This window comes from Pseudomonas sp. DY-1, from assembly GCF_003626975.1.
Lineage (GTDB): Bacteria > Pseudomonadota > Gammaproteobacteria > Pseudomonadales > Pseudomonadaceae > Metapseudomonas.
This window is the reverse complement of sequence record NZ_CP032616.1, coordinates 3,655,378-3,679,874: the sequence shown is the minus strand read 5'-3', so window position 1 is coordinate 3,679,874 and position 24,497 is coordinate 3,655,378. Positions and strand designations below refer to the sequence as shown.

The following is a 24,497-nucleotide window of genomic DNA, read 5'->3' as shown; positions in this document are numbered from 1 at the left end:
TTCTCAAGATATTTCAAAGCGGATATCAATGACCTCCCGCTCCAGTTCGCGCAGCTTCAGGTCGTGCGTTTCCCGGAATGAGCCGGCAATCCGCACGGCATGTCCGTGCTTGTCACGCAGCGCCACTGCGCGCACCTCAAACCATCGATACTCTCCGGCCTTGGTGGCGAGGCGAAACTCCGCCTGATAGGCCGCCTGGCCGTTGATGTAGTCGGCGAAGGCATCCAGCGTGCGCTGTCGGTCCTGAGGGTGCAGCTGGTTGGTCCAGCTGCCCAGGCGGTCGGGGTAGTCCGTCTGGTCCTGATACCCCAGCAGCGAACGCATCTGGTTCGACCACCAGACGGGATTGCCGGGTTCAAGCAGGCCATGGGCCGGTATGTCCATTTCCCAGAGGCCGTCCCTTGCACTCTGGCAAATCAGCTCGAAGCGTGAACTCAGGCGTTGCAGCTCTGCATTTGCGCATTCCAGTTCGGCATCCCGGATGCGCGCGCCCTGCTGGAGGTCTCTGCAGTCGTCCTTGAGGCGCCTGAGCTCATCCAGGCGCAGGGCCACGCCCGTTGCAACGCGGTGCACCAGTGCCGGAGCTGAATCCACGGCTGGCGCTGGAGTCTGCTCAGGCGATTCCAGCCATTGCGCAAGGGTGATCAGAAGCCCCCTGACCTTGAAGGCATTGAAGAAAAACATTCGCGATCTCCAGCCTCGGTCGGCGAAACCGAGTGCTCACCTGATGACGAACCCCGGATGGGGGGACGCTGAGTGGCTAGGGATGAGTTGTTACCGGCCTGGCGTTGCTCCTGGCTCAGCGGGTTCGCCAGTCGGTGGATTGCTCGAACGCATGGGCCGCACGGTAGATGTCGGCTTCGCTGAAGTGCTTGCCCACCAGTTGCAGGCCGATCGGCAGGCCATCGCGGATCGCGCACGGAATCGACATCGCCGGATGCCCGGACACATCCAAGCCACAAGTGTTGCCGAGCATCTCGAAGGCGCGGCCCAGGTAGTCCGGCAGTGCGGCATCCGGGCCCGGCAGCGGAGTCGCCCTGATCGGCAGCGTGGGCATCAGCAGCAGGTCGCAGTGTTCGAACAGGCCGTCGTAAGCCTGGCGCAGTTGCCGGGCGAGATTCTGTGCCTTGCCGTAGTAGCGGCCGTGGTACTGGCGGCTGAGATACTCGCCCAGGATCATCGTAGTCTTGACCGTGTCCGGGAGACTGTCCGCCTGCCCGCGCCAGCGCGCATGGTGCTCCATCATGCCGGTCAGGTAGAGGCCGCTCCAATTGAAGCCATGGCTGTTGCCTTTCATCATTTGCTGGGTGGCGCCTTCGGCTGCAATGCCCAGCCAGATGACTGGACCGAGGGCGTGCATTGGAAGTGATACCTCTTCGACCGTCGCGCCGAGGGCACGGAATACCGCACTGGCCTCCAGCACCGCCTGGTCCACGACCGCTTCCGAGTTGGCCAGGCCGAAGCCTTCCTTGAGAACTCCGATTCGCATTCCGGCGACGCCGCGCGACAGCGCCTCGACGTAACCGCCCGCCTGTGTCGCATTCGACTGGCGGGGGTCGAGGCCGTCGGCGCCGGCCAGTACCTCCAGCATCAGTGCATTATCTCGGACGCCGGCGGTAATCGGTCCCAGGTGGTCGAGGGTCGTTTCGATGGGCATTGCGCCGGTATAGGGCACCAACCCATGGGTTGGCTTCATGCCGTACACGCCGCAGAACGAGGACGGAATGCGAACCGAGCCGCCCTGGTCACTGCCGACAGCCAGGTCGACTTCTCCTGCGGCGACGAGCGCCGCGCTGCCCGACGAGGAACCTCCCGCGGAGTAGCCATGGCGATGTGGATTGTGCACCGGGCCACTGGCCGCGGTGTGGGAACCGCCCGAGAAGCACAGCGCTTCGCAGACCGCCTTGCCGGCGATGGTCGCGCCGGCGTCCAGCAGGCGGGTGACGACCGTGGCGTCGACTTCGGGCAGATAGCCATCGAGGGTGAAGGTCCCATTGAGCATGGGGAGCCCGGCAACGCCGATGTTGTCCTTGATCGCAACGCGCTTGCCCGCCAAGGGGCCATTGGCCGCGCCACGGATTTCCGATTTGCATTGCCAGGCGCCATAGCGGTTTTCTTCGGTGCCCGGCACTTGAACGCCATGCCGTGGGTAGCGGACTTCGGGAAGAAAGTCCGGCAGGGCGTCGAGCTGGTCATACGCGTCGAAGTTGCCTTGTAGGGCTACCTGGTAATCCTCGATCTGCGAAGCACTCAGGGTGATACCGAGGGAGGCGGCGATTTCACCGAGTTGGTCATTGCTGGGTCTGAGAATGGACATGCTGCGTCCTCGCGGAATTCTGTGCGGAAAAAAGGTGCGACGAGCGACGCACAGGGGTTGCGCGCCTATTGCCTGTCTCGTCGCACCGCAAAGCTGTTCGTCAGGCCAGGAGCAGATAGCCGCCGAACAGGTCGACCACCACCGTTCCCGCGTCCGCTTCATCGCCCCAGAGTTCCTGGGTCGTGAACTGGACGTGGTAGGTGGGTTCGGACGGACTCGAACGGCCATGGCCGACCGCGTCGGGGAATGGCCATTCATGGGTAGTACGGTGCACCACCACGCCGCGTTTCCCGCGGACATAGCCGGGCATGCGGATATGCCCGGAGACGAACTCGTCGCGCACCAGCACCTGGTCGCCCACCTGGAACGGCGTGGCGGGAGGCCTGGCGTCACGTCCCGCACCCAAGGGCAGGGCCAACGGGTATGCGCCACCGGCCAGTTCCTCGAGGCGTTGCTGCTGGAGCACACCTTTTTCGACGAACAAGGACGCCACGCCGACGATGATCCTGTCGTAGTAGCTGGATGCCAGGTACTGGCGCGGTTCCATGCGTTCGATCGCATGGCGGAGCTCGTCGACATTGAACAGGCCGAGTTCCGCGGCGCCGAGGAAGAGCAGGCTGTAGCCGAGGTTTTCCCAGTCTTCGTGGAACACTGGCTTGTAGCTCAGTGAGTTGGCGGTGTGCTGTACCCGGCCGAAGCCCTGGACGCCGCCGAGGTCATGTATGCCATCCATTTTTCATTCACTCGCTGCAGATGAAGGGAGTAGTGGCCGGGGGGTCACCCTTGGCTCGTGCGACTGCCGTTTACTGGAACTTCAGGTCGGGCGATGCCGATCAGCACGTCCTTGGTGACGAGCGAGGCCAGTTCTTGCTCCGTCCATCCTTCTGTGCCCTCCGGCCGGAATGGCAGGACCATGTAGCGCGTTTCGGCGGTGGTATCCCAGACCCGGATCTCGACCTCCTGCGGCAGGTCGAGGCCCATTTCACGGAGGACCGTGCGCGACTCCCGCACAACCCGCGCGCGGTACTCGAAGCTCTTGTACCAATCCGGCGGAAGGCCGAGGACCGGCCAGGCGGTGCAGGAACACAGGGTGCAGACAATGACGTTCTGCAGCGTCGGCGTGTTTTCCAGCGCGACGATGTACTCGCCCTGCACGCCGGTGTAGCCGAACTGGTCGCAGGCTGCGGTACCGTCGTGCAGCAGCAGTTCGCGATAGGCGGGATCTACCCAGGCCCTCGCCACGACTCGCGCGCCGTTGGCCGGGTCGAAGTCGTTCTCCATGATCTCGGTGAACTTCTCGATATAGCCTTCGGGTACCAGCTCCCGCTCTACGAGAGCGTCTTTCAGGGCGACGGCGCGGGCGCCTGCCGACGCCATCGCCTTGCTTGGGACGTTACTCATGACTGTTCTCCTCTTGGCGAATCACAGAGCGCTTCAGGCTCCGTGCATCAGCCCGGTGCCGGCGTGACAGTTGATGTATTCGTAGCGCTGGTCTTCGGCGCGCAGCACGCTCACTTCGTGGTAACCCTTCCACTTCAGTTCGGCCTGGAGCGTTTGCACCATGCGCATGAAGGTCCCGAAGATCTCGACATGGGTGGGGTGGGATTCGGACCAGCGCTCGAGGTGCGAGAGGGAGCGCCAGTGGCTGACCGAGAAACTCTTCTCCTGCGGTTGCCCGATGGCGTCGATGTGCTGCATGTAGCGATTGCTGTAGCAACCGACGGGCAGGCCTTCATCACGCAGGAAGTCCATGCCTTCGCGCAGCACCGGCTCCATTTCGCCAAGGTACAGCTCGCGCTCCTTGCCGACCGTTTCGCTCCAGTCCTGTCCCGAGCGGATGACCACTAGGTTTTCATGGCCCTTGATCACCACGCGAGACGATTTCTCATCGGCTGCCAGCGCTCCTGTCGGCGCCATGGCATCGGTCTGGGACAGCGGAATCCGGTCGCGCATGCCGCCCCAGTAGCCATGTTCCTGGATCTCGTCGCTGCGGGTCCCCATCACGACGCCCACACCCTCCAGGCCCTCTGGCATGGCATAGAGCGTCTCGAAGCGCTCGACGCCCGGCGTCAGGATCTCGCGGAAGTAGCCCAGGCCATCGCTGCCGCGTGCGTCGGCGTTCCACCATTCGACTACGTCTGCGCTGGCTTCCCAGCGAGCGAAGGCTGCGGGGTCGTCCCAGTAGGCGATGCCGATCATGTTGTCGTAGCCGGCTGCATCCACGTAGTGGGCAAGGTCGTGGTGCTGGGGGCCGTTCCCCAGGGCAAAGCTGGCCACGATCTGTCGCAGTGCCGCGCACGCCGCGCCCAGTTGGCCCTCGCCCTTGGACTGGATGCCGAAGTAGCCCATCACGAACTGGGTGACCGAAGCGTCGGCGCGTCCGACCCAGGCCGGGAAGGGCGGGGTGTAGCCGTCGTCGATGCGACGGTTGCGGGTACGCGGGCACATCAGATGCTTGTCGATTGCTGATTCCATGATTTCCTCACAGTTTTTCAATGCCGTTGGCCGCCAACGCGCGTCGGCATGGCACCTGGCTCGTTCTTGTTGGTGGTGAGAGCGGGGTCAGAACACGTGTGCGTAGCGAAGATTTACTCGGAAGTCTTCATGTGCTCCGGACTCGACTGAGAGGTCTTTGCCCAGTTGCACCTGGAACTGGTCCGTGGGCGTAACGAAGGTGGTAGCGGTGAGGCGGAAGTTGGTCGTTTTCATCTCGTCGTCCTGTCGGACGCCATCGATTTTGTTTTCGCCTCCCCAGTTGTGCCCGAAACCGATGGCAAAGGTGGTGGTGGCAGTGGGCATGTAGCGCCCCATCACCTGCGCGCTGTAGGAGACGTCCTGCTCACGACGCAAGGAGGCGGCGCCAAGATCGTTGTTGTCGCCGTACCAGATAGCATCGCCGACGACGTCGAGCGCCCATTTCTCACCGAAGTGCTTAACGTAGGCAGCCTGCAGGTCGAGCTTCCAGCGGTTCTCGCCAAGGTTTAACGCGTCATCCTTGTCGTAAGTGCCAGTGGGCACAAAGAGGTAGGGTGTGAAGCCGATAACGTCCCGGGCGTCGTTGAGGCGGTACTTGAACGCCGGCGCGAGGATGAGATCGCCAACGCCATTGGCGTCGTCGAGGGCCGAGGCGTCGCCGCTGCTCGAAACGCGACCGAATGGCAGCAGGAACTGCGGGTCGACGGTGAGCCTGTCGGTCAGTTCGACGACATGCAGCAGACGCAAAATGCCGATATCGGAGGTCAGCTTGAAGTCGGAACTGGCCTTGTGCCCATCGACGTACAAGGAGTCGGTGGTGGCATGTTGGTAGTAGACGACGCCAATGGTGGCGCCAGTGGGATACATCTCGTAGTCACCCGGCGCCACCTCCGCGGCGAAGGTGGAGAAGGAAACGGCGATCAGCGTCAGGCTTGCCAGTAGGGATTTCTTAAGTTCGGGAAGCGTCTGTCTTATTGTTTTCATTGCGTCTGCCTTGCTCGGAAAAGCCCTCGTCGGGGCAAGTTGGGTCCTTGACCTTCCTGGTCTCTCGTCAGGTCGTGGTTGGCGAAGAGGCGACTTCCGGCGGCCATCGCTCAGGCCGTGGGTGTTTGTCGCTGACTCAAGGATGAGGCCGCTGCGCACTGGGTTTCTTGGCCGAAACGGAAGCAAAAATGTGCTCAGACGGCCCTTCGGTCGCAGACTCTGGCAAGTGCCTGGAGGCTGTTGTATGAATTGTCCTAAGGCATCTGCCGACACTCGCGCATGGAGGACTTCGCTATGCATCGGGGAGTCCCGGCGGTCAGGACAGGGAAGGGAATGACAGGGAAGGACAGGGAAGGACAGGCTAGGGAACCATCCTGATAAGAAGTTCAAGAATAGGGGTGTAGTGCAAATGGTCAGCGAAATTCGCGGGCTCTCAATGGCTATTCCGCAACCCGGCGGCAAATCGCTGCCAGGAACCGACTGGTCGAGCGAAAGCGTTGACCTCACGACGCAGCACAACTCGTTCAGCGACCGGGTGGACTACTGGCGGGAAATGATCCTGCGGTTGTTCGCCGACGTGGAAATCGGTGCGATCCCGAACCCGGCGTTCTTCGGCAAAGTCCGCTCGCAGAAGTGCGAATTCCTTCGCGTCAGCGATGTCGGTGCTGCGGCGCAAGCCGTCAATCGCCGGCATCTGCAACCCAGGTGCAAGGAGGAAGACAAATACTTTGCGGTGCTGATGCTTCACGGCACCGAACACCTGGAACAGGATGGCAACCGGGCGCTGATCAGGCCCGGCGATTTCTCCATCTACGACGCCACGCGGCCGCATTACCTGACGTTCGACAATGACTGGCGGCAAATCATCGTCAGTGTGCCGCGTACCTGCCTAAACGAACTGGTGGTGGATATGGAATATCGCACCGCGACGCGAATATCGACCGACAGCCCGGTGGGCAGGGTCATGCGCTCGTTCCTGGAAAGCATCAGCTCTCAGATCGGCCAGTTCACGCCTACGGAAATGGCCCGGCTGTCCGAGTCGATCACCCATCTCATCGCGCTGACCCTCGGCCATCTGCAGCCCATGGACCCCGAGCACTCGCGCTCGCAGGCGCTGACCCTCACGCGGGTCAAGGTCTACATCAACGACAACCTCGGCAACCCCGCCTTCAGCGCGCAGCAGGTCTCCCTGGCAACGGGGCTCTCCATTCGCTACATCAACAAACTGTTTGAGCAAGAAGGTGTGTCCCTCATGCGGTATGTGTTGCGTCGACGGCTGGAGCGCTGCGGCAGGGACCTTCTCAATCCGGCCAATGCGGCGACCCGAATATCCGATATCGCCTTTCGCTGGGGCTTCAACGACCTTTCCCACTTCAGCCGGGTATTCCGGGAGTTCTATGGTTTGGCTCCCAGGGAGTGGCGAGAGTCACAGTTGAGGCGGTGACTGGCACCGATATCGCTGAACGTTGGCCCGCTGAGTGACGGCCCCCTCCTGTGGATGGCCCGCCGGTATCTACTGACGAATGCAGGAGAGGTGCGCCATTCAACATCGGCGAGTGCCGAAGTCGACATGCGGCAACCGGCATAAGGTCGCCGAGTTCCGCAAGCGCAAGCAGCGGTGATGCAGGTCTTCAGGAAAGAACTTCATCTGAATCGTCGGGACGAGGCGCGCGATGCTCCGCCCCTGAGCTACTGGCCGCCGGCCAGAACTTGTGTGAGGCGGTCGGCCGCAATCGCCAGGAAGCAACGCGTTTTTGCTGGCAGCCTTCCCTGGTGGGCATAGATTAGGTTCACAGGAGATGGTGTGGGCTCTTACCCCCTCAAGAGGCGGACCAGTGAGTTCTGCGCAAACTGAGAAGCAGCCTGGTAGCACAGCACTCGGGTGAGACCCAGGCCACTCGTAGCGGCGGCCACGGCCGCATCGGCGGTGTTCACGGACAAGCGAGAGCGGATCGGCACCCGCGTCGTGCCCTTAGAGCTGGAAAACGACCACGCATGCGATGGCGAGAGGCCCGAGAAGGTCACGCACTCGTGGTTACGCAGATCGGAGGGGGCCTTCGGTGTCCCATACTTCTTAAGGTATGCAGGACTGGCGCAAACCACCGTGGTGATCTCGCCCACCTGTCTAGCCGTCAAGCCGCTATCGGGAAGGGACCCGATGCGCACGGCCACATCGATGTTCTCTTCAAGCAGGTTCGCGTTGGAATCGCTGAGCACCAGGCGAACGTTGACATCATCGGACTGACTCAAAAGCTCCATGACAATCGGCAGCACATGATGGCGCCCAAACATCAATGGTGCGGCGATGACCAACTCGCCCCGCGGGCTCATGGTGACGCCGATCGCCGTGCGTTCGGCTTCGGCCACACGATCCAGGATCTCCCGAGACGCGACCAGGTAGTCACGACCCGCATCAGTTAACGTCAGCTGCCGTGTGGAGCGGGTCATCAATCGCACACCCAGGTGAGCCTCCAGATCAGCCAGTTTTCGGCTGACCGATGGAAGTGGCATCTGCAGTCGGCGTCCGGCGGCTGAAAGGCTTCCTTCATCCGCGGCAGCGACGAAAACAGCCATGGCTTCTATTCGATCAATGCTCTCACTTTTCGAGATACTGAATCTTAAAGTGGCAGCCTAGTTCTCTATATTGAGAGTATCTACATTGCGCTGGCCGAGGTTTTCTCGGCTTCGCAGCTATCCCGACGACTTGGAAATCTCGGAAAACTTCAATGACTGACAAAACATTACAGCTTGACGGTGGGCTGACAAACCTTGAAACCGAGGCGCCATCCAGGTGGAGCCTGCGCACTTGGTTCGCAGTCAGTTCAATGGCGGCGACCAGTTTTGCGCTGGTGTCAGCCGAATTTTTGCCGGCGGGCCTGCTGACGCCCATGGCGCGCGATCTCGGCATCACTGAGGGAACGGTGGGACAGGTCGTCACGGCCACGGCGTCTGTCGGCGCCGTCATGGCCCTGTTGAGCAATGTTCTGATCGGCAGATTGAACCGCAAGACAGTGCTGATGGGGCTCAGCGCCCTGGCGATCCTCTCCAACCTGCTCGCGGCTGAGAAGTCAGACGGAATCCCATTTTCAAGGTGGGGAGTGTTTCCTCGAAGCCCAGGTTTCATGGGTTTCAGGCCTCGAGACGATAGTGTGCGAGCAATCCTGGTTTGACTCATCTGTAACTAAAACGCCCCGTGAATTTGAGTTCACGGGGCGTTTTTCGTAGCACTGGGCAGTTGTCAGGCGGACCTCAAGCGTCAGAGCTGTTCTTCCTCATCTTCACCTTCGACATTGTGAAGCTCCGGGAGTCGACCAGGAAGGAAGATACCCCAGTCAAACCGGGAGTGGGGCGATCAAACCTAGGGCTTACTTGGCGGTTTCGACTTGGCAGCTGTGCGTGGGCTGCGGCTTGCTGTGAACACCAAGGCGCTGTTTCGTTACCTCGAGGATCTGCATGGATAGTTCGGGATCGTCCACGATACGCGCCAAGGTCACCGCGCCGACCAAGGATGAGAGCGTGAATATTGCCGATTCTCGCGCTTGGACATCGCCAGTCGAACCCTCACGCTGAGCAAGCGTGTCTATCATCCCTTCAAAACCATGCGAGGCAGCTCGACGCGTTTCGGGATCAGCACGGACCAATTCACTGCCCATCGCCACCAACGGGCAGCCGCTTGAGGAATCATCGCGATACTCAGCGGAAAGGATGTCTGCCAGGTGCTGGAGGAAGGTTTCATCCCCTCCATCAACGGCTATCTGCGCCGCATCCACCAGCTCTTCCAGGCTCGCCGCGCATGCTGCGGCAACCAGCTGTTCCTTGGACGAGAAATGCCGGTAGAAACCGCCATGCGTCATCCCGGCCGCGGCCATGATCTCCGACACCCCTGTCGCGTGGATTCCGTTGCGTTTGAAAATCCGGGCCGCGATCTCAATGATCCGCTTCCGCGTTTCCGCTGTTTCTGCCTTTGACTTCCGCATTCACCTAACCCTCCAGGCCCCTCATCGCGGCCGCTACGCCACGCCTTAGACCGACACGCTCTCATCAGCACCATGGCTGACGACCTTTTCCTGAAGCAACTATAGCGTCAACCAATCATCTATGGCCTGAAATCCAAGCACCGATCAGCGGCAAACCCGCACGGCAGGCGCAAAGGAATCCCCCAATCTCGCTTGACAGTTTAGATGATGACTCTTAGCTTAATTATCTTAGTAACATACGATCATCTAATTTGAAGGCGGACGACACCCGAGATAAGAACGCAGTGAAACCGTGTCGACGCACAGGACTGAGCATCGTTTTTCACGTCCGGCCGGGCCGACACCTCGACGAAAGAGAAAGGAGGTACACGATGAAAAACGAAATATCCCGGCCTGAAACCCCCGTGACAGAAGGCCAGCGTTCGATCCGGCCCAACATTAAGTTCTGGGGCATCTCGGCAGCAGTTGCAGTGGCTCTGACCACTGGCGGCGCAATGGTCTTCAATTCGCAAGCCCCTGTCGCCGCAATCGAGCCCATGATTCCGTCAGTCGGCGTCGCCACACCGCTGCAACAGAACATCGCACCGCGGTTGGGCTTCCTGGGCCAGTTTTCGGCAGTGAAGAAGGTGGAGCTGCGCGCCCAGGTAGGTGGCACGCTCACCGGGATCCACTTCAAAGACGGCGACATCGTGCACAAGGGCGATCTGCTTTTCGTGATCGACCCGGTTCCTTACGAAATCAAGCTGGCCCAGGCCACTGCCCAACTGGCAAGCGCCAATGCACGGCTCGACCTTGCGGTACGCGAGCTGGATCGTGCTGAAAAGTTGAGGCAAAAGGATGCGGGCAGTGTTCAGAACGTCGACCAGCGCGCAGCCGAAAAACGAGCTGCACAAGCTTCGGTGGATGAAGCCAAAGCGCTGGTTCGAGATGCTCGATTCGACCTCGATCGTTGCCGCATCACCGCACCGTTCACCGGCCGCATCGGCACTCACTTGGTGTCGGTTGGCAACCTGATCGCAGGTAGCCGGGCCGCTGCTAGCCCCACCACGCTGCTGACCACTCTGGTGTCTCTCGACCCGATGTACCTGGACTTCGACATGAGCGAAGCCGACTACTTGGCCTTCATGCGTGGTCGCGCTGATCAGAAGAGCCCCATCGGCGGCAAAGTCGATATCTCTCTGGCTGACGAGGACACCTACGAGCGTCAAGGCACCCTCGACTTCGTCGACAACTCCCTGAACCGCTCCAGCGGGACCATTCATGCACGCGCCATCGTGCCCAATCCGGATCTGCTCCTGACTCCCGGTGGTTTTGCACGGGTTCGCATGGATTATTCGAGCGCTGCCCCTGCGTTACTCGTCCCCGATTCTTCCGTGCTGCCGGATCAGTTCAGCCACATCGTCCTGACCGTTGGGCAAGACAACAAGGTCGCGCCCAAGCAGGTGGAAGTGGGTGATGTCCGTGGTGGCCTGCGCGTAATCCGCGCGGGGCTCGAACCTTCGGACCGAGTAATCATCGACAGCATCCCGATCGCCGCGCCCGGTTCCACCGTAGAGCCGCGCGCCGAATCAATCCATTTCGCAACCGATCAAGGCTAGGACGAGGCTACAGAGATCGATCATGAGACTCGCCCATTTTTTCATTGATCGCCCGCGTTTCGCGGCGGTGATCAACATATTCGTGATGCTGTTCGGCTTGGCTGCGATGACGCAACTGCCGGTCGCACAGTATCCGAACATCGTCCCCCCAACCGTCCAGATCACCACGGTCTATCCGGGTGCTTCGGCAGAGACCATCGCCAAGACTGTTGCAACGCCGCTCGAGCAAGCTATCAACGGCGTCGAGAACATGGAGTACATCAGCAGCCAGTCGACCGGTAACGGCCAGCTCAACATCACGGTGATCTTCAAGATCGGCACTGACCCGAACCTGGCGCTGATGCTCACGCGAAACCGTGTGCAAGATGCCCTGTCGCGGCTGCCTCAAGAGGTTCAGCAACAGGGTGTTCAAGTAAAGAAGACTATTCTTGCCCTCCTGCTCGGCGTGCACATGTACTCGCCGGATGGATCGCGTGATGTGGAATACCTGTCGAACTACACACTGCGCATTCGAGACGAAATTGCTCGCCTTCCTGGTGTGGCGGACTTCTGGGTCCTCGGCGAACGTCAATACGCCATGCGGATCTGGATCGACCCGGACAAAGCTGCTTCCTACAACATAAGCGCCAGCGAGATCCTTGCGGCCCTCCGTGCCCAGAACGCCCAAGTCTCTGCGGGCGTGCTCAATCAGCCGCCGGTAGCCAGCGATGCCGCCTACCAGATCAACGTCGAAGCACTCGGACGGCTCACCACGCCCGAGCAGTTTGGCAACATCATCATCAAAGCTGACGATCAGGGACGCGTCACTCGGATTCAAGATATAGGGCGGGTCGAACTGGGCTCGATGGACTACGGTTCGCTTGCCTACGCCGACCGTCACATCTCGGCTCCTTTCTGGGTGATCGCTACTCCCGGCGCGGACGTGGTCGAAGTCGAGCAGGCCGTCTGGGCCAAGATGGAAGAGCTGAAGAAGACCTTCCCGACTGGCATTGACTACATGAACATCTATGACCCGACGACCTTCGTCAGCCAGTCCATCGAGAAGGTGATCATCACTATCTTCGAAGCCATTCTCCTGGTTGTCGGCGTTGTGTACCTGTTTCTGCAAAGCTGGCGCGCAACCATCATCCCGGTGCTGGCCATTCCGATCTCGCTCATCGGTACCTTCACAGTCCTGGCGTTGTTCGGTGTGTCGGTCAACAACTTGTCCCTGTTCGGACTCGTGCTGGCGGTGGGTATCGTGGTCGACGACGCCATCGTTGTGGTGGAGAACGTTGAGCGAAACATGGCCATGGGCATGTCAGCTCGCGAGGCGGCCCACCGCACGATGGACGAGGTGTCAGGTGCTCTGATCGCGATCGCCCTCACGCTGTGTGCCGTGTTCGTCCCCGCAGCGTTCATCTCCGGCATCATGGGTCTGTTCTTCAAACAGTTCGCCATCACGATTGCCGCTTCGACGATCATATCGGCGTTCGTCTCACTGACCCTCAGCCCCGCACTTTGCGCTGCGTTCCTGAAGCCTCACGTACCGAATGAAGAACATGGCCCGCGGGGCATCAGCCGAATCCTCAAAGGTTTGTTCGGTCGCTTCAACGCGAGTTTTGAGTGGCTGTCGAGCCACTACGGCAAGATGACCAGCCGCTTCGTCAGAGCCACTGCGGTCATCCTGGCGGTGTACGTCGGCCTGATGGGGCTGACTGGCTTCCAGATGTCGCGTATGAGCACCGGCTTCATTCCGGACCAGGACATTGGCTACCTCGCCATCATCGTCATGCTGCCTCCAGGCTCCAGCCTGTCACGTACCGACAACGTCATTCGCGAGATCAACGAGATTGCCCTGACCACCCCTGGCGTCGAGCACACCTCGGCAATCAGCGGGTTCGACGTTGCCACTTCGACCGTCGCGCCGAACGTGGGCACCATCTTCACCTCGCTGCCTTCGCTGTACGGCAAGCACATCCCCGGCGTGAATGCAGCGTCGATGGTGCAAGCACTGCGCGAACGCCTGGCAGGCATCAAGGATGCCTATGTCATGGTGATTCAACCGCCGGCCGTACAGGGGCTGGGTGCTGCAGGTGGGTTCAAGCTGATGCTGAAGGACAAGGAAGGTCTTGGCGCCCAGGCCCTGGCCAAGGCAACCAATGACCTGGTCGCTGCCGCTAATCAGGATCCGACCTTTGCAGGCGTGTTCACCCTCTACAACGCAGGTTCGCCGTCCGTCTTTGCGGATATCGATCGCCTGAAAGCTGAGAAGGTCGGCCTGACTCCCCCAGACGTGTTCTCGACCCTGCAGCTGTATCTCGGCTCGCAGTACGTCAACGACTTCAACTATCTGGGTCGTACTTACCAAGTAGTCGTTCAAGGAGACGAGGACTTCCGCAAGACCAAGCAAGACATCTCTCAGCTCAAGGTGCGTAACGCCGGCGGCGACATGGTCCCGATCGGCACAGTAGCGTCCTTCAATGACCAGGCTGCGCCGTATCGAGTGCCGCGATACAACCTGTTCCCGGCCTCCGAGATCCTGGGCGCCGCAGCACCCGGTTTTGCCTCCGGCACTGCCATGCAACGCATCGAGGAACTCGCCAAGCAGGTGCTCCCAGTGGGTATCAGTCTCGAGTGGACTGACCTGGCGTATCAGGAAAAGAAAGCCGGTACTCCCACCCTGCTGATCTTCGCTGCCTCTGCACTGTTCGTGTTCCTGGTACTCGCAGCCCAGTACGAGAGCTGGCGACTGCCGCTGGCCATCGTGATGATCGTGCCGATGTGCTTGCTCGCAGCCGCGCTCGGCTTGGACCTGCGCAACATGCCGATCGACATCCTGGCCCAGATTGGATTCGTGGTGCTGGTGGGGCTCGCGGCGAAGAATGCGATCCTGATCGTCGAGTTCGCCAAGCAGCGCCAGGACGAGGATGGCATCGGCCCTGAGGAAGCAGCGGTCCACGCAGCGCGCACTCGTTTGCGTCCGATCCTGATGACCTCCATCGCATTCATCGCAGGGGTGGCCCCGCTGGTCGTTGCCCACGGCGCCGGCTCGGAAATGCGTCAGTCCCTCGGAACCACCGTGTTCTTCGGCATGCTCGGCGTGACCATATTTGGTCTGCTGTTTACCCCGGCCTTCTACACCTTCATCCGCAAGCTCAGTAGCAGGAGGTCGGCATGAACCGCCGTCATGCAAAGGCGCTCCAGGCTGTCTTGAGCGGCCTGACCGTCAGCATCATGTTGGCCGGCTGTGCCGTCGGTCCCGACTACATTCCGCCTACCACCGACCTTGCACCGCTGCACAACACCGGAGAGTTGGATAACAAGAAGGAGCATTACGCTCCGCCCCTGGATCGTTGGTGGACCGGCTTCAACGACCCCATGCTGGTTACCGTCGTCCAGCGGGCGCTGGGTCAAAACCTGGACCTGGCAGCCGCCATAGCGCGTGTTAGTCAGGCTCGTGCCACGGCTTCGGGGGCAGGCGCTCAGCTCTTCCCCACTGTGGATCTGGGGGCTACAGCCACGGCTCAACGCCAGAGCATGCGCGGCCCCATAGCCACGGTTGCCGGCGAGAGCCCCGGCTTCGATCGGAACATGCACGACACCAACATCGGTCCTGCAGCGAGCTGGGAACTCGACCTCTTCGGCGGCCTGCGTCGCGGCGCCAAGGCTGCTGATAACGAAGCCCAATCTGTCGAGGCTGAACAGGTCGGTACGCGAGTCGTTGTGGCGGCCGATGCGGCCGACGCGTACTTCCAGATTCGTGGCTACCAAGCCCGGCTGGCGATTGCGCAGCAGCAAATAGAAACCGATGAACATCTGCTGCAACTGGTACAGGACCGCTATGAAGCGGGTGCAGCACAGGGGTTGGAAGTGGCTCAAGCCGATGCATTGCTGAAGTCCGCTCGAGCGACAGTGCCGCCACTCCGCATTGCCCTGGAGCAGCAACTGAACCGACTCGACGTGCTGATGGGCGAACAACCCGGAACCTATGCCAAGAAGCTTGAGCGCGTGACGGAGATCCCGTTAGTCCCAGGCATTCCAGGCGAGGTAAAGCCCAGTGATGTGCTCCGACGACGCCCCGATGTCATCGCGGCTGAACGCCGATTGGCGGCTTCAAACGAACTCATCGGCGCGGCGATCTCGGACTACTACCCCAAGGTCTCGCTTTCCGGAGCATTGGGTTTCGACAGTACGAGTGGCAGCCTCTTCAGCTCGAGGTCCTTCACCGCGATTGGCGGAGTTGGCCTGCGCTGGCGGCTATTCGATTTCGGCAAGGTCGACGCTGAAGTCGCACAAGCTCGCGGAGTTAACGCCGAAGCACTGGCGATCTATCGTCAGTCCGTCCTTCGAGCCGCAGAAGATGTGGAGAACTCCTTCATTCAACTTGGTCAGACCGTAATCCACGTGGTGCAGCTGCAGGAGCAAGTGGAGGCCCTGGAAAAATCTCGGAATCTGTCCGAACAGGCTTACCGTGCAGGCTCGATCACCCTGACCGATGTTCTGGACGCAAACCGCCAGTTGCTGACGGCGCGCGATGAACTGGACGCGAACCGCGCTGACGCTGCACGAGCCGCGGTGGGTGTCTTCCGCGCCCTTGGTGGTGGCTGGAATCCGGCGACGCCGCCCGCACAACAAGCCCAGCCAGTGATCTCGTCCGTTGAAGAGACGGAGCCAAGCGAACCGTCATCTTGAGCACTCTCCAGAAGCGTCCCATCAATCTCAGGAGAAAGTCATGGCCACTAAAGTCGCGAAATTTCGCAACCTCCATGCCCAGGACAAACCATTGGCACTGCCGAATGCTTGGGACGCGGGAAGCGCTCGGCTGTTCGAGAGCCTAGGGGCAGCTGCCATCGCCACCACCAGCGCGGGCGTGGCGTGGTCGCTGGGTTACCAGGATGGGCGGCAACTGCCCATCAATGAAGTCACGGCACTGGCATTCCGCATCATGCATGTGGTGTCAGTGCCAGTGACATTCGATATCGAGAATGGCTACTCCAATGATCCGAAGGTCGTCGCGAGCTATGTAATGCGCCTTGCGGATCTGGGTATTGCTGGGATCAACATCGAAGACGGTCGGGATGATCCGGCGTTGCTGGCCATCAAGATCGAAGCCATCCGCTCTGCGCTGTCCAAGGCAGGTCTCGACCTGTTCGTGAACGCCCGCACCGACGTGATCCTCGCCGGCCTGGTCGAGCGATCAAAACAGCTCGAAGAGTCGATCAACCGTGGAAAGTTCTACGCGAATGTAGGCGCCGACGGGCTGTTCCTGCCCGGTATCGCCAACGCAGAGGACATCCAGGCTGTCGCCAAAGAAGTCCCCCTACCTCTGAACGTGATGGCACTCCTGGGACTTCCGAATAGCACCGAGCTCGGCAAGCTGGGCGTACGCCGGTTGAGTGCAGGCACCGGAGTCGCCCAGGCGGTCTGGGGGAGAGCCAAAGGCGTTGCAGCTGACTTCCTGAAAAACGGCCAATCGGCGCCCTTGTTCGAGAATGCAATGGGCTATACGCAACTGCAGGAGCTGTTCTGAGCGATTGAACAGGCCCCTGCAATGGCTCCCGCAACTAGGGTTGCGCGACTCAGCATTTCGCAGTCGAGTGACCGCACCGAGTCCTTCCGGGGTTGAGGTTTTCTACCGCCGCCGGCCTTGGGGTAGAACGTCTCGATCAGGCCCAGCAGGCCAGCCCAAGGCACAACCTAATCCATTTCGGCGAGGAAGCGTTCGCGGTGTGTCTGCTTGCGCTTGCCGGCGTATTCGAAGTCGGAAAAGCTCATTTGGTCCATGGGTGGCTCGGGTCAGATGGTCCGGCGTATTTCAGCACTTTTAGGAGCTTGTTCGGAGATTCCCTAGGGAGCGGCTTTTGTGCATCTGCAGCAGGTTGAGTTTTGCTTTCTAGCCGGCAACCGGGGACTCCGGAGCTCCAGCCAGTGCCCGGTACACATTCACCATCGCCAGTACCACTTCCGTCTCACTTTGCACCAGCCTGTCACGCATCGCGGTCAGCTCCTGCTCGGCAGCTAGCAGTTCGAAATAACCGATAAAGCCCCGGTCATAGCGGTCACGTGCCTGTGCAACCGCTTGCGTGGCGGCGTCGGTCGCACTTCGCAGCAATGCTGCTCTCTCACGCGCCTGCTGATAACGCAACAACCAGGTTTCAGTTTCTTCCAAGGCGAGTAGCACTGTCTGCCGGTAGTCGGCCAGCACCTCGGCGGATTGGGCATCAGCCGCATCGATGCGCGCCTGCACCTGGGCCCGGTCGAGGAAGCTCCAGTCGATCCCCAGAGCCACGCGACCAGTACTAGCACCACCAGTAAACAGGTCCGAGCCATTGCCGGCCAGCGAACCGATCAGACCGTCCAGGGTAAAGCGCGGGAACAGGTCCGCACTGGCAACGCCGATACGGGCGGTGGCTGCGGCCAAGCGCCGCTCGGCAGCCTGAATATCCGGACGCCGCCGCAGCACGTCACCCGGGCTACCTGCTGCTATCGATGGAAGACTGGCAGGCAGATCTGCAGCGACATGTAGCAGAGGAACCAAAGCGGTAGGCGTTTGCCCGGTCAGCACCCCGATGCGATGCATTTCTGCGCCGATACCTGCTTTCAACTGCGGAATCACCGCCCGGGTGGCGTCCAGCTGAGCGCGAGCCCGGACCTGATCAAACAGGGTGCCGCGGCCAGCGTCCAATCGCGCGCTAACAATATCCAGCGATGCCTGCTGCAAACTGACATTCTCTTCGGCCACCCGCAGCTGTTTCTGCAAGCCGCGTAGTTGGAAATAGCTGCTGGCCATCTGGCCGGCCAGCGCTACCTGCAGTGTCTGCCGGTCGGCGCCCGCCGCCTGCAGTTCGGCCTCGCTGGCCTCAGTGGCGCGGCGCAGTCGCCCGAACAGGTCGAGTTCCCAGCTTAGCGCGACACCTGCCTGATATAGCTCCACACTTCGCTCATCAAGCAGGGTGCGTTCCACTTCCGCCAGCCGTTGCCCGGCAACACCGGCGCCCGCCGTGACACTCGGCAACTGATCGCGGCGCGAGCCGCGCAACAGCGCTTCGGCCTCCTGATAACGCGCCAACGCCGCATGCAGGCTCTGGTTTTCAGCCAGAGTTTGCTCAATCAAAGCTGCCAGCAGGGGGTCTTCAAATCCCTGCCAGAAGAGCTTCTCGTTGCTGGCCACAACTGTGCCTGGGGCGTCAGCCGGCGCTTGATCGTGGGAAAAGTGCTGCAACTGCAACTGCACCGGCTCCGGGGCCTGGTAGTCCGGACCCACCGCGCAGGCACTGAGCAGCGCTGCCATGGTAAAGAGCCCTGCCAGCTTACGCATGTGGCTCTCCTTTCAATTCTGCGTCTGCCGTTTCCGGCTTATCATCAAAGCGCTTGGCCAGCGTCCTCAGGGCAACATAGAACACCGGGGTCAACAGCAGGCCGAATAGCGTCACGCCAATCATTCCGGTAAACACCGTAATACCCATGGCGTTACGTACCTCGGCACCCGCTCCGGTCGCCAGCACCAGCGGCACGACACCCGCGATAAAGGCCACCGAGGTCATGATGATCGGGCGCAGACGCAGACGGCTTGCTTCCAATGCTGCGCTGACGGTATCGCGACCCTGCATTTCCAGTTCGCGAGCAAACTCGACGATCAGGATCGCGTTCTTGCATGCCAACCCCATCAACACCACCAATCCGACCTGGACGAAAATGTTGTTGTCGCCACCGACCATCCATACTCCGAAAAGCGCCGCGAGCAGACACATGGGGACGATCAGGATCACCGCCAGCGGCATCACCCAGCTTTCATACAGCGCCGCAAGCACCAGGAACACCAGCAGCAGCGCCAGCGGGAACACCACCATCGCCGCATTGCCCTGGGTCACTTGCTGGAAGCTAAGGTCAGTCCATTCCAGCGTCATGCCCGGTGGCAACACCTCATTCGCCACGGCCAACACCGCGGCCAGGGTCTGCGCCGAAGAAAGTACGCTCGGATTCGACTGGCCAATCAGGTCGGCCGCCGGATAGCCGTTGTAGCGGATCACCGGGTCAGGCCCAAAACTCTCGCGCAGCGTCACCATGGTGTTGAGTGGCACCATTTCGTTACTCGCGTTACGCGTATAGAGGTGGTCGAGGTCACTGGGGTCGTCACGGAACTGCGCATCCGCCTGGGCCATCACCCGGTAGGTGCGGCCGAACAGATTGAAGTCGTTGATGTACTGCGAGCCGAAATACAGCTGCAGGCTGCCAAACAGATCATCCAGCTGCACCCCTTGGGCCTTGGCCTGCATGCGGTCTATAGCGACATCCAGTTGCGGCACGTTGGCCTGGTACGAACTGAACGGGTAAAACATGCCGGGCGTTTTGCTTAACGCCTGGGCCAGCTCGTTGGTCGCAGTCTGCAGTGCGCCGTAACCGGCGCCGAGCCGATCCTGGATATACAGCGAATAACCCGAGCCCGCGCCCAGACCAAACACCGGCGGCGGCATGAAGGTAATCGCGAAGCCTTCATTGATGCCGCCCAGCTGTGCGTTGAGGTCATCCGAGATCGCCTGCGCGGTACGCTCGCGCACGTCGAAATCATCGAACAGAATAAACACGGTGCCTACGTTAGGCGTGTTGGCGCCCTGCAGCGCGTTGAAACCCACTAAGGCCACAGCGTGCTTTACCCCATCGGTTTTCATCGCCATTTCACTGACTCGCCGGGCCACCGCTTCGGTCCGATCCAGCGATGCCCCTTCGGGCAAGCGAATACTGCCGATCAGATAGGTCTTGTCCTGGGTCGGAATAAAACCGCCAGGCACCTGGTTGAACATCAACGCGGTACCACCGAGCAGCAAGAGATAGACCCCGAAGACCAATCCCCGACGGCTCAGACTATGGCCAACCAGCGACTCGTAGCGCTGCGCATAGCGCAGGAAGAACCGATTGAATGGACGGAATATCCAACCAAACAGTCGGTTGATGACGCGCGCCGGCAGATCTGGCGGTGCACCGTGTGGTTTCAGCAAAGTCGCCGCCAGAGCGGGTGACAGCGTCAGTGAGTTGATCGCCGAAATAACCGTGGCAACGGCAATAGTCATCGCGAACTGACGGTAGAACTGGCCGGTAATACCGTCCAGAAATGCCATGGGCACAAACACCGCGCAGAGCACCAGGCTGATGGCCACGATCGGCCCGCTTACTTCGCGCATCGCCTGATGCGCGGCGGCCAGTGGCGCGAGACCGGCCTCGATATTACGCTCGACGTTCTCCACCACCACGATGGCATCGTCGACCACAATACCGATGGCCAGTACCATCGCGAACAGCGTCAGCGTATTGATCGAGAAGCCCATCAGCAGCAGCACCGCAAAAGTACCGACAATCGATACCGGCACCGCCAGCAGCGGAATCAAGGACGCGCGCCAGGTCTGCAGGAACAGGATCACCACCAGCACCACCAGCGCGACCGCTTCAAGCAGGGTAATTATCACCGCCTTGATAGAGGTACTGACAAATACGGTGGGGTCGTAGACCACTTCCCAAGCCAAGCCTTTCGGGAAATCCGCCTGCAGCTCGGTCATTTTCGCGCGCACAGCGGCCGACACATCCAGCGAATTGGAGCCCGGCGCCTGGAAGATCGGAATATCTACCGCCTGACGGCCGTTCAGTAATGCCCTCAAGGCATCTTGCGAAGCAGCCAGTTCGATGCGCGCGACGTCTTTGAGAAGCGTGACTTCGCCTTGTTCACCGGTTTTCAATACGATGTTGCCAAACTCTTCGACAGTCTCCAGGCGGCCCTGGGCGTTGATCGAAATCAGCATGTCCGAGCCATCCGGCATCGGCGGCGCACCGATCTGCCCGGCCGACACCTGGACGTTCTGCTCGCGCACGGCGGCACTGATATCGCCCGCCGTGACGCCCAGCGCAGCGGCGCGCTGCGGATCTATCCACAGGCGCATGGCGTAATCGCCCGAACCATTCAGACCCGCCCGACCCACACCGGGAATGCGCGCCAACTCGTCACGGATATGCAGTACCGCGTAGTTGCGCATATAGGTGGCGTCCAGGCTGTCATCCGGCGAGGTCAGGTGCACCGCCATCATCAGATTCGGTACCTGCTTCTGGGTGGTTACACCCAGTTGGCGTACATCTTCGGGCAAGCGCGGCAGCGCCTGGGACACCCGGTTCTGCACCTGCACCTGGGCCTGGTCGGGGTCGGTGCCCAGCGCAAAGGTCACGGTCAGCGCCAGGCTGCCATCACTGCCGGCGACTGATTTCATGTAGATCATGTCCTCGACGCCGTTAATGGCTTCTTCCAATGGCGTGGCCACGGTCGTGGAAATGGTCTTGGGGTTGGCTCCCGGATAGCTGGCGCTGACCAGCACGCTGGGCAGCACTACCTCGGGGTACTCACTGACCGGTAGCAGCGGAATGCTGATCAACCCGACCACGAAGATAATGATCGACAGCACCGAGGCAAAGATCGGTCTGTCCACGAAGAAACGCGAAAAACTCACGGCAACAGCCTCCCGGAGCGCGTCCGGAAGACGCGCCCGTGTCAGTCAGATAGAGAAACAAAGCTAAGAGGAGCGCTACTGCCTCACGGCGATGTCGCGACTACCGCCGGGTCCGGGGTGCTGCGCATATCAATCAACTGCGGCACCACTTCAATGCCGGGGAACAGGATCTTCTGCAACCCTTTGACCACCACACGCTCGCCTGCGGCCAGGCCTTCGGTAATCACCAGCAGACCATCGACTCGACGGCCGGTTTTGACAACGCGCCGTTCGGCCCGATTGTCCTTACCCAACACATAGAGGTAGCGGCGATCCTGATCGGTCATCACTGCTTTCTGATCGACCAGCAATGCGGCACTGGCTGAGGCCACCGGCATTTCTACCCGGGCAAACTGCCCCGGACGCAGGGCGCCGTGCGGATTAGCCACCTGCGCGCGGTACTGCAGGGTGCCGGTGCGGGGGTTGTACTGGTTATCGACGAAGTCGAGCTGACCCTCGAAGGGAAAATCGTCCCCTCCCGCCAACCCGATACGCACCGGCACGTTCTGGCCGTGCGGATTGTCCTGCGCAGTCCGTTGGTCGCTTTCGAAGTAAACGTAGAGCGGGTCGACCGATACCAGCGTTGACAGCAGGGTGCTGTCTGCCGTGGCCAGATTGCCACGGGTCACCTGGGCACGACCGATACGACCGCTAACCGGCGCCTTGACCTGGGTATATTCCAGATCCAGTTGCGCGCTTTTTAGCGCTGCGGCAGCTGCATTGACTGCTGCCTGAGCCGTGTTCCTGGCCGCATTGCGCTGCTCGAACTCCTCGCGGGAGATCGCCCGGCGTTCCCACAGTTGTTCAGACCGGGCCGCTTCACTGCTGGCCAGGGTTAATTGGCTGCGCATGCGCGCCAGTTCGGCCTGGGCCAGTTGCTCACGGGCTTTGTAGGGGCGCGGATCTATGACGAAGAGCACGTCGCCCTCGCTGACTAGCTCGCCTTCTTCAAAGCCGACCTGATCGATATAACCGCTGACCCGTGGCCGCAGCTCCACCGTTTGCGGCGCCTCGACCCGGCCGCTGAAGGCACCCCAGAGCGTCACGCGTTCGGCCTGGACCTCGGCGACTTCAACCTCTGGCCGTGGCGCTGTTGATGCGGCGTTGTCCTGGCCTTGGGAGTCGCAGCCAGCCATTAAGGCCAGCGACAAGGCGCCAAGCAGAGTCACTTTGGCGTCCTTGAAGGTGATTGCTTGCATCTGGTTCTCACTTCCCGTCGGGGGCACTGATCTGAATCGTTTGCCGAAAGACGCAGAACGCGCCTTGGTCGTGATGAACGATACGACCTGAAAATTGGAATGCCGTCTGGCTGCTTCAACCCGTGCGGAAGAACGGACTAATTGCGGGGTTGCAGTAGCGTCAGTACGACTGTCGACGAAGCAAGGATGGCGGTAAGTGTGATAGGCCCCATGGCGCCGTAAGTGTCCACGACATAGCCGCCGACCACAGCGCCGGTCGTGATGGCGACCTGGAAGGAAGTGATCATCAAACTCCCCGCTGCCTCCAGTGCGTCGGGCGCGGCGCGGGACAGATTGATCGGAAGCACCACCGGCGCCATGCCGAATGCGAGCCCCCAGAGCGCAGCGAAGCCGAAGGCAACGTCCAAGCGCATGCCCCAAATGACCAAAGCGAGAGCCGCAAACGCCATCAGCACCGCAGTGGTCGTGACGGCCGTGTGGATATTGGTGTCGGCCATGCGGCCACCCACGACATTGCCAATTACAGCTGCGACACCGAAACCGAGCAGCGCCAGGGCAATCGGGCCGGTTTCAAGATGGGTGATCTGTTCGAAGAAGGGGCGCAGATAAACCGATCCTGCAAAATGCCCGGTCATCAGCAGGAGGATCGCCAGCATGCCGAGTTGAATGCCGCGCCGGCGTGTCAGCCGCAGGACATCGCCAAGACTGTTGCTGGTGGATGCAGGCAATGCCGGCAGGGCGAGCCACTGCATGACCATCGCCAGCAAGGCAAGCCCCGCTGTCATGGCCATGGCGCTGCGCCAACCCAGCCAGTCGCTAATCAGTGCCCCCATCGATGGCGCGGCAATGGTGGCGAGCGAGACGCCGAGGGTGACGATAGACATCCCACGCCCCGTCGCGTTGGCGCCCACCAGCCTCGCTACGACGGCAAATGAAAGCGCCCAGAAGCCACTGAGGGCGATCCCCAGCCCGGCCCGGCCTATCAGTATTTGCCAAAACTCGGTACCTACAGCCGCAAGCAGGTTGGAGAGGATCGCCAGGGCGCTGAGCCCCATCAGTACTGTCTTGCGGTTCAATCTGCCGATCAGAACATTGCTCAGCAGGGCCATCACGGCGCCGACAGATGCCGTGGCCGTGACGACCTGTCCCGCCGTTCCCTCGCTGATGCCGAGATCGCGTGCCATTGGCGTCAACAGGCCCGCCGGCAAAAACTCGGCTGACACCAAAGCAAAGCTGGTAGCTGCCATAGAACTGACTGCGAACCAGGTTTTCAGACTCCACCTGGTTGGCGCCTCGGCGTTCAGGTCTATCAGCTCACCATCAAGCTGTAATGCTTTGTCCGTCATTGAAGTTTTCCAAGGTTTCCAAGTCGTCGGGATAGCTGCGAAGCCGAGAGAACCTCGGCCAGTGCAATGTAGACACTCTCAATATGGAGAACT

General features: G+C 60.9%; 18 protein-coding genes and 1 pseudogene. 6 read left to right on the top strand and 13 right to left on the bottom strand.

What is annotated here, in order from left to right:
• Positions 1-3 precede the first annotated feature (3 nt).
• The 6 genes from D6Z43_RS28400 to D6Z43_RS17405 all read right to left on the bottom strand — a co-directional run bounded on the left by D6Z43_RS28400 (position 4) and on the right by D6Z43_RS17405 (position 5,776).
• Positions 4-684, bottom strand: a complete 681-nt coding sequence (locus D6Z43_RS28400; protein WP_120653350.1) for a PAS domain-containing protein — start codon at positions 682-684, stop codon at positions 4-6.
• A 115-nt stretch (positions 685-799) separates the two neighbouring features.
• Positions 800-2,317, bottom strand: a complete 1,518-nt coding sequence (locus tag D6Z43_RS17425; RefSeq protein ID WP_120653349.1) for an amidase — start codon at positions 2,315-2,317, stop codon at positions 800-802.
• Between the two features lie 100 nt (positions 2,318-2,417).
• Positions 2,418-3,050, bottom strand: a complete 633-nt coding sequence (gene nthB, locus D6Z43_RS17420; RefSeq protein WP_120653348.1) for a nitrile hydratase subunit beta — start codon at positions 3,048-3,050, stop codon at positions 2,418-2,420.
• A 44-nt stretch (positions 3,051-3,094) separates the two neighbouring features.
• Positions 3,095-3,718, bottom strand: coding sequence for a nitrile hydratase subunit alpha (nthA, locus tag D6Z43_RS17415; protein ID WP_120653347.1), 624 nt, complete (start codon positions 3,716-3,718; stop codon positions 3,095-3,097).
• A gap of 33 nt (positions 3,719-3,751) precedes the next feature.
• Positions 3,752-4,792 (bottom strand): phenylacetaldoxime dehydratase family protein, encoded by a 1,041-nt coding sequence (locus D6Z43_RS17410; protein ID WP_120653346.1) that lies wholly within the window; start codon positions 4,790-4,792, stop codon positions 3,752-3,754.
• An 87-nt stretch (positions 4,793-4,879) separates the two neighbouring features.
• Entirely contained in the window at positions 4,880-5,776 is an 897-nt protein-coding gene (locus D6Z43_RS17405) for a transporter (RefSeq protein WP_120653345.1), read from the bottom strand.
• 409 nt (positions 5,777-6,185) lie between these two features.
• Between D6Z43_RS17405 and D6Z43_RS17400 the strand changes: the two genes are divergently transcribed.
• Positions 6,186-7,220, top strand: a complete 1,035-nt coding sequence (locus D6Z43_RS17400) for a helix-turn-helix domain-containing protein (RefSeq protein WP_256660875.1) — start codon at positions 6,186-6,188, stop codon at positions 7,218-7,220.
• A 368-nt stretch (positions 7,221-7,588) separates the two neighbouring features.
• Here D6Z43_RS17400 and D6Z43_RS17395 read toward each other — a convergent pair whose 3' ends face one another.
• Positions 7,589-8,350 carry a LysR family transcriptional regulator gene (locus D6Z43_RS17395; protein WP_256660874.1) on the bottom strand — a complete coding sequence of 254 codons (762 nt, stop codon included), beginning with the start codon at positions 8,348-8,350 and terminating at the stop codon, positions 7,589-7,591.
• Positions 8,351-8,502: 152 nt separating this feature from the next.
• Between D6Z43_RS17395 and D6Z43_RS17390 the strand changes: the two genes are divergently transcribed.
• The gene (locus tag D6Z43_RS17390; protein ID WP_218569223.1) at positions 8,503-8,946 is read left to right on the top strand and encodes a hypothetical protein; all 444 of its coding nucleotides are present in this window, start codon (positions 8,503-8,505) and stop codon (positions 8,944-8,946) included.
• 195 nt (positions 8,947-9,141) lie between these two features.
• Here the strand turns inward: D6Z43_RS17390 and D6Z43_RS17385 are convergent, their stop codons facing one another.
• Complete coding sequence (locus D6Z43_RS17385; RefSeq protein ID WP_120653344.1) at positions 9,142-9,753, bottom strand: TetR/AcrR family transcriptional regulator; 612 nt, start codon at positions 9,751-9,753, stop codon at positions 9,142-9,144.
• 371 nt (positions 9,754-10,124) lie between these two features.
• On the opposite strand from D6Z43_RS17385, the gene D6Z43_RS17380 reads away from it, so the two are divergent.
• From D6Z43_RS17380 to D6Z43_RS17365, 4 genes are read left to right on the top strand one after another with little or no spacing between them, the layout of a single operon-like run.
• Entirely contained in the window at positions 10,125-11,351 is a 1,227-nt protein-coding gene (locus D6Z43_RS17380; RefSeq protein WP_120653343.1) for an efflux RND transporter periplasmic adaptor subunit, read from the top strand.
• Between the two features lie 22 nt (positions 11,352-11,373).
• Positions 11,374-14,511, top strand: a complete 3,138-nt coding sequence (locus tag D6Z43_RS17375; RefSeq protein ID WP_120653342.1) for an efflux RND transporter permease subunit — start codon at positions 11,374-11,376, stop codon at positions 14,509-14,511.
• Positions 14,508-16,025: an efflux transporter outer membrane subunit gene (locus tag D6Z43_RS17370; RefSeq protein WP_120653341.1), complete on the top strand. Its 1,518-nt coding sequence runs from the start codon at positions 14,508-14,510 to the stop codon at positions 16,023-16,025. Before D6Z43_RS17375 ends, D6Z43_RS17370 begins: the two co-directional genes overlap by 4 nt.
• Positions 16,026-16,065: 40 nt before the next feature.
• Positions 16,066-16,863, top strand: coding sequence for an isocitrate lyase/phosphoenolpyruvate mutase family protein (locus D6Z43_RS17365; RefSeq protein ID WP_120653340.1), 798 nt, complete (start codon positions 16,066-16,068; stop codon positions 16,861-16,863).
• An 89-nt stretch (positions 16,864-16,952) separates the two neighbouring features.
• Here D6Z43_RS17365 and D6Z43_RS17360 read toward each other — a convergent pair.
• The 5 genes and pseudogenes from D6Z43_RS17360 to D6Z43_RS17340 all read right to left on the bottom strand — a co-directional run.
• Positions 16,953-17,117: pseudogene (locus D6Z43_RS17360) on the bottom strand (IS5/IS1182 family transposase); the annotation flags it as partial.
• A 109-nt stretch (positions 17,118-17,226) separates the two neighbouring features.
• Positions 17,227-18,651: an efflux transporter outer membrane subunit gene (locus D6Z43_RS17355; RefSeq protein WP_120653339.1), complete on the bottom strand. Its 1,425-nt coding sequence runs from the start codon at positions 18,649-18,651 to the stop codon at positions 17,227-17,229.
• Entirely contained in the window at positions 18,644-21,820 is a 3,177-nt protein-coding gene (locus D6Z43_RS17350) for an efflux RND transporter permease subunit (RefSeq protein WP_120653338.1), read from the bottom strand. The genes D6Z43_RS17355 and D6Z43_RS17350 overlap by 8 nt, the downstream gene beginning before the upstream one ends.
• Positions 21,821-21,903: 83 nt before the next feature.
• Positions 21,904-23,058 carry an efflux RND transporter periplasmic adaptor subunit gene (locus tag D6Z43_RS17345; protein ID WP_120653337.1) on the bottom strand — a complete coding sequence of 385 codons (1,155 nt, stop codon included), beginning with the start codon at positions 23,056-23,058 and terminating at the stop codon, positions 21,904-21,906.
• Positions 23,059-23,195: 137 nt separating this feature from the next.
• Positions 23,196-24,404, bottom strand: a complete 1,209-nt coding sequence (locus tag D6Z43_RS17340; RefSeq protein ID WP_120653336.1) for an MFS transporter — start codon at positions 24,402-24,404, stop codon at positions 23,196-23,198.
• Between the last annotated feature and the right edge of the window lie 93 nt (positions 24,405-24,497).

Excerpts from the sequence above, each read along its gene's own strand:
- D6Z43_RS28400 (WP_120653350.1), bottom strand. The coding sequence starts at position 684 with ATGTTTTTCTTCAATGCCTTCAAGGTCAGGGGGCTTCTGATCACCCTT.
- D6Z43_RS17425 (WP_120653349.1), bottom strand. The coding sequence starts at position 2,317 with ATGTCCATTCTCAGACCCAGCAATGACCAACTCGGTGAAATCGCCGCC.
- nthB (WP_120653348.1), bottom strand. The coding sequence starts at position 3,050 with ATGGATGGCATACATGACCTCGGCGGCGTCCAGGGCTTCGGCCGGGTA.
- nthA (WP_120653347.1), bottom strand. The coding sequence starts at position 3,718 with ATGAGTAACGTCCCAAGCAAGGCGATGGCGTCGGCAGGCGCCCGCGCC.
- D6Z43_RS17410 (WP_120653346.1), bottom strand. The coding sequence starts at position 4,792 with ATGGAATCAGCAATCGACAAGCATCTGATGTGCCCGCGTACCCGCAAC.
- D6Z43_RS17405 (WP_120653345.1), bottom strand. The coding sequence starts at position 5,776 with ATGAAAACAATAAGACAGACGCTTCCCGAACTTAAGAAATCCCTACTG.
- D6Z43_RS17400 (WP_256660875.1), top strand. The coding sequence starts at position 6,186 with ATGGTCAGCGAAATTCGCGGGCTCTCAATGGCTATTCCGCAACCCGGC.
- D6Z43_RS17395 (WP_256660874.1), bottom strand. The coding sequence starts at position 8,350 with ATGGCTGTTTTCGTCGCTGCCGCGGATGAAGGAAGCCTTTCAGCCGCC.
- D6Z43_RS17390 (WP_218569223.1), top strand. The coding sequence starts at position 8,503 with ATGACTGACAAAACATTACAGCTTGACGGTGGGCTGACAAACCTTGAA.
- D6Z43_RS17385 (WP_120653344.1), bottom strand. The coding sequence starts at position 9,753 with ATGCGGAAGTCAAAGGCAGAAACAGCGGAAACGCGGAAGCGGATCATT.
- D6Z43_RS17380 (WP_120653343.1), top strand. The coding sequence starts at position 10,125 with ATGAAAAACGAAATATCCCGGCCTGAAACCCCCGTGACAGAAGGCCAG.
- D6Z43_RS17375 (WP_120653342.1), top strand. The coding sequence starts at position 11,374 with ATGAGACTCGCCCATTTTTTCATTGATCGCCCGCGTTTCGCGGCGGTG.
- D6Z43_RS17370 (WP_120653341.1), top strand. The coding sequence starts at position 14,508 with ATGAACCGCCGTCATGCAAAGGCGCTCCAGGCTGTCTTGAGCGGCCTG.
- D6Z43_RS17365 (WP_120653340.1), top strand. The coding sequence starts at position 16,066 with ATGGCCACTAAAGTCGCGAAATTTCGCAACCTCCATGCCCAGGACAAA.
- D6Z43_RS17355 (WP_120653339.1), bottom strand. The coding sequence starts at position 18,651 with ATGCGTAAGCTGGCAGGGCTCTTTACCATGGCAGCGCTGCTCAGTGCC.
- D6Z43_RS17345 (WP_120653337.1), bottom strand. The coding sequence starts at position 23,058 with ATGCAAGCAATCACCTTCAAGGACGCCAAAGTGACTCTGCTTGGCGCC.
- D6Z43_RS17340 (WP_120653336.1), bottom strand. The coding sequence starts at position 24,404 with ATGACGGACAAAGCATTACAGCTTGATGGTGAGCTGATAGACCTGAAC.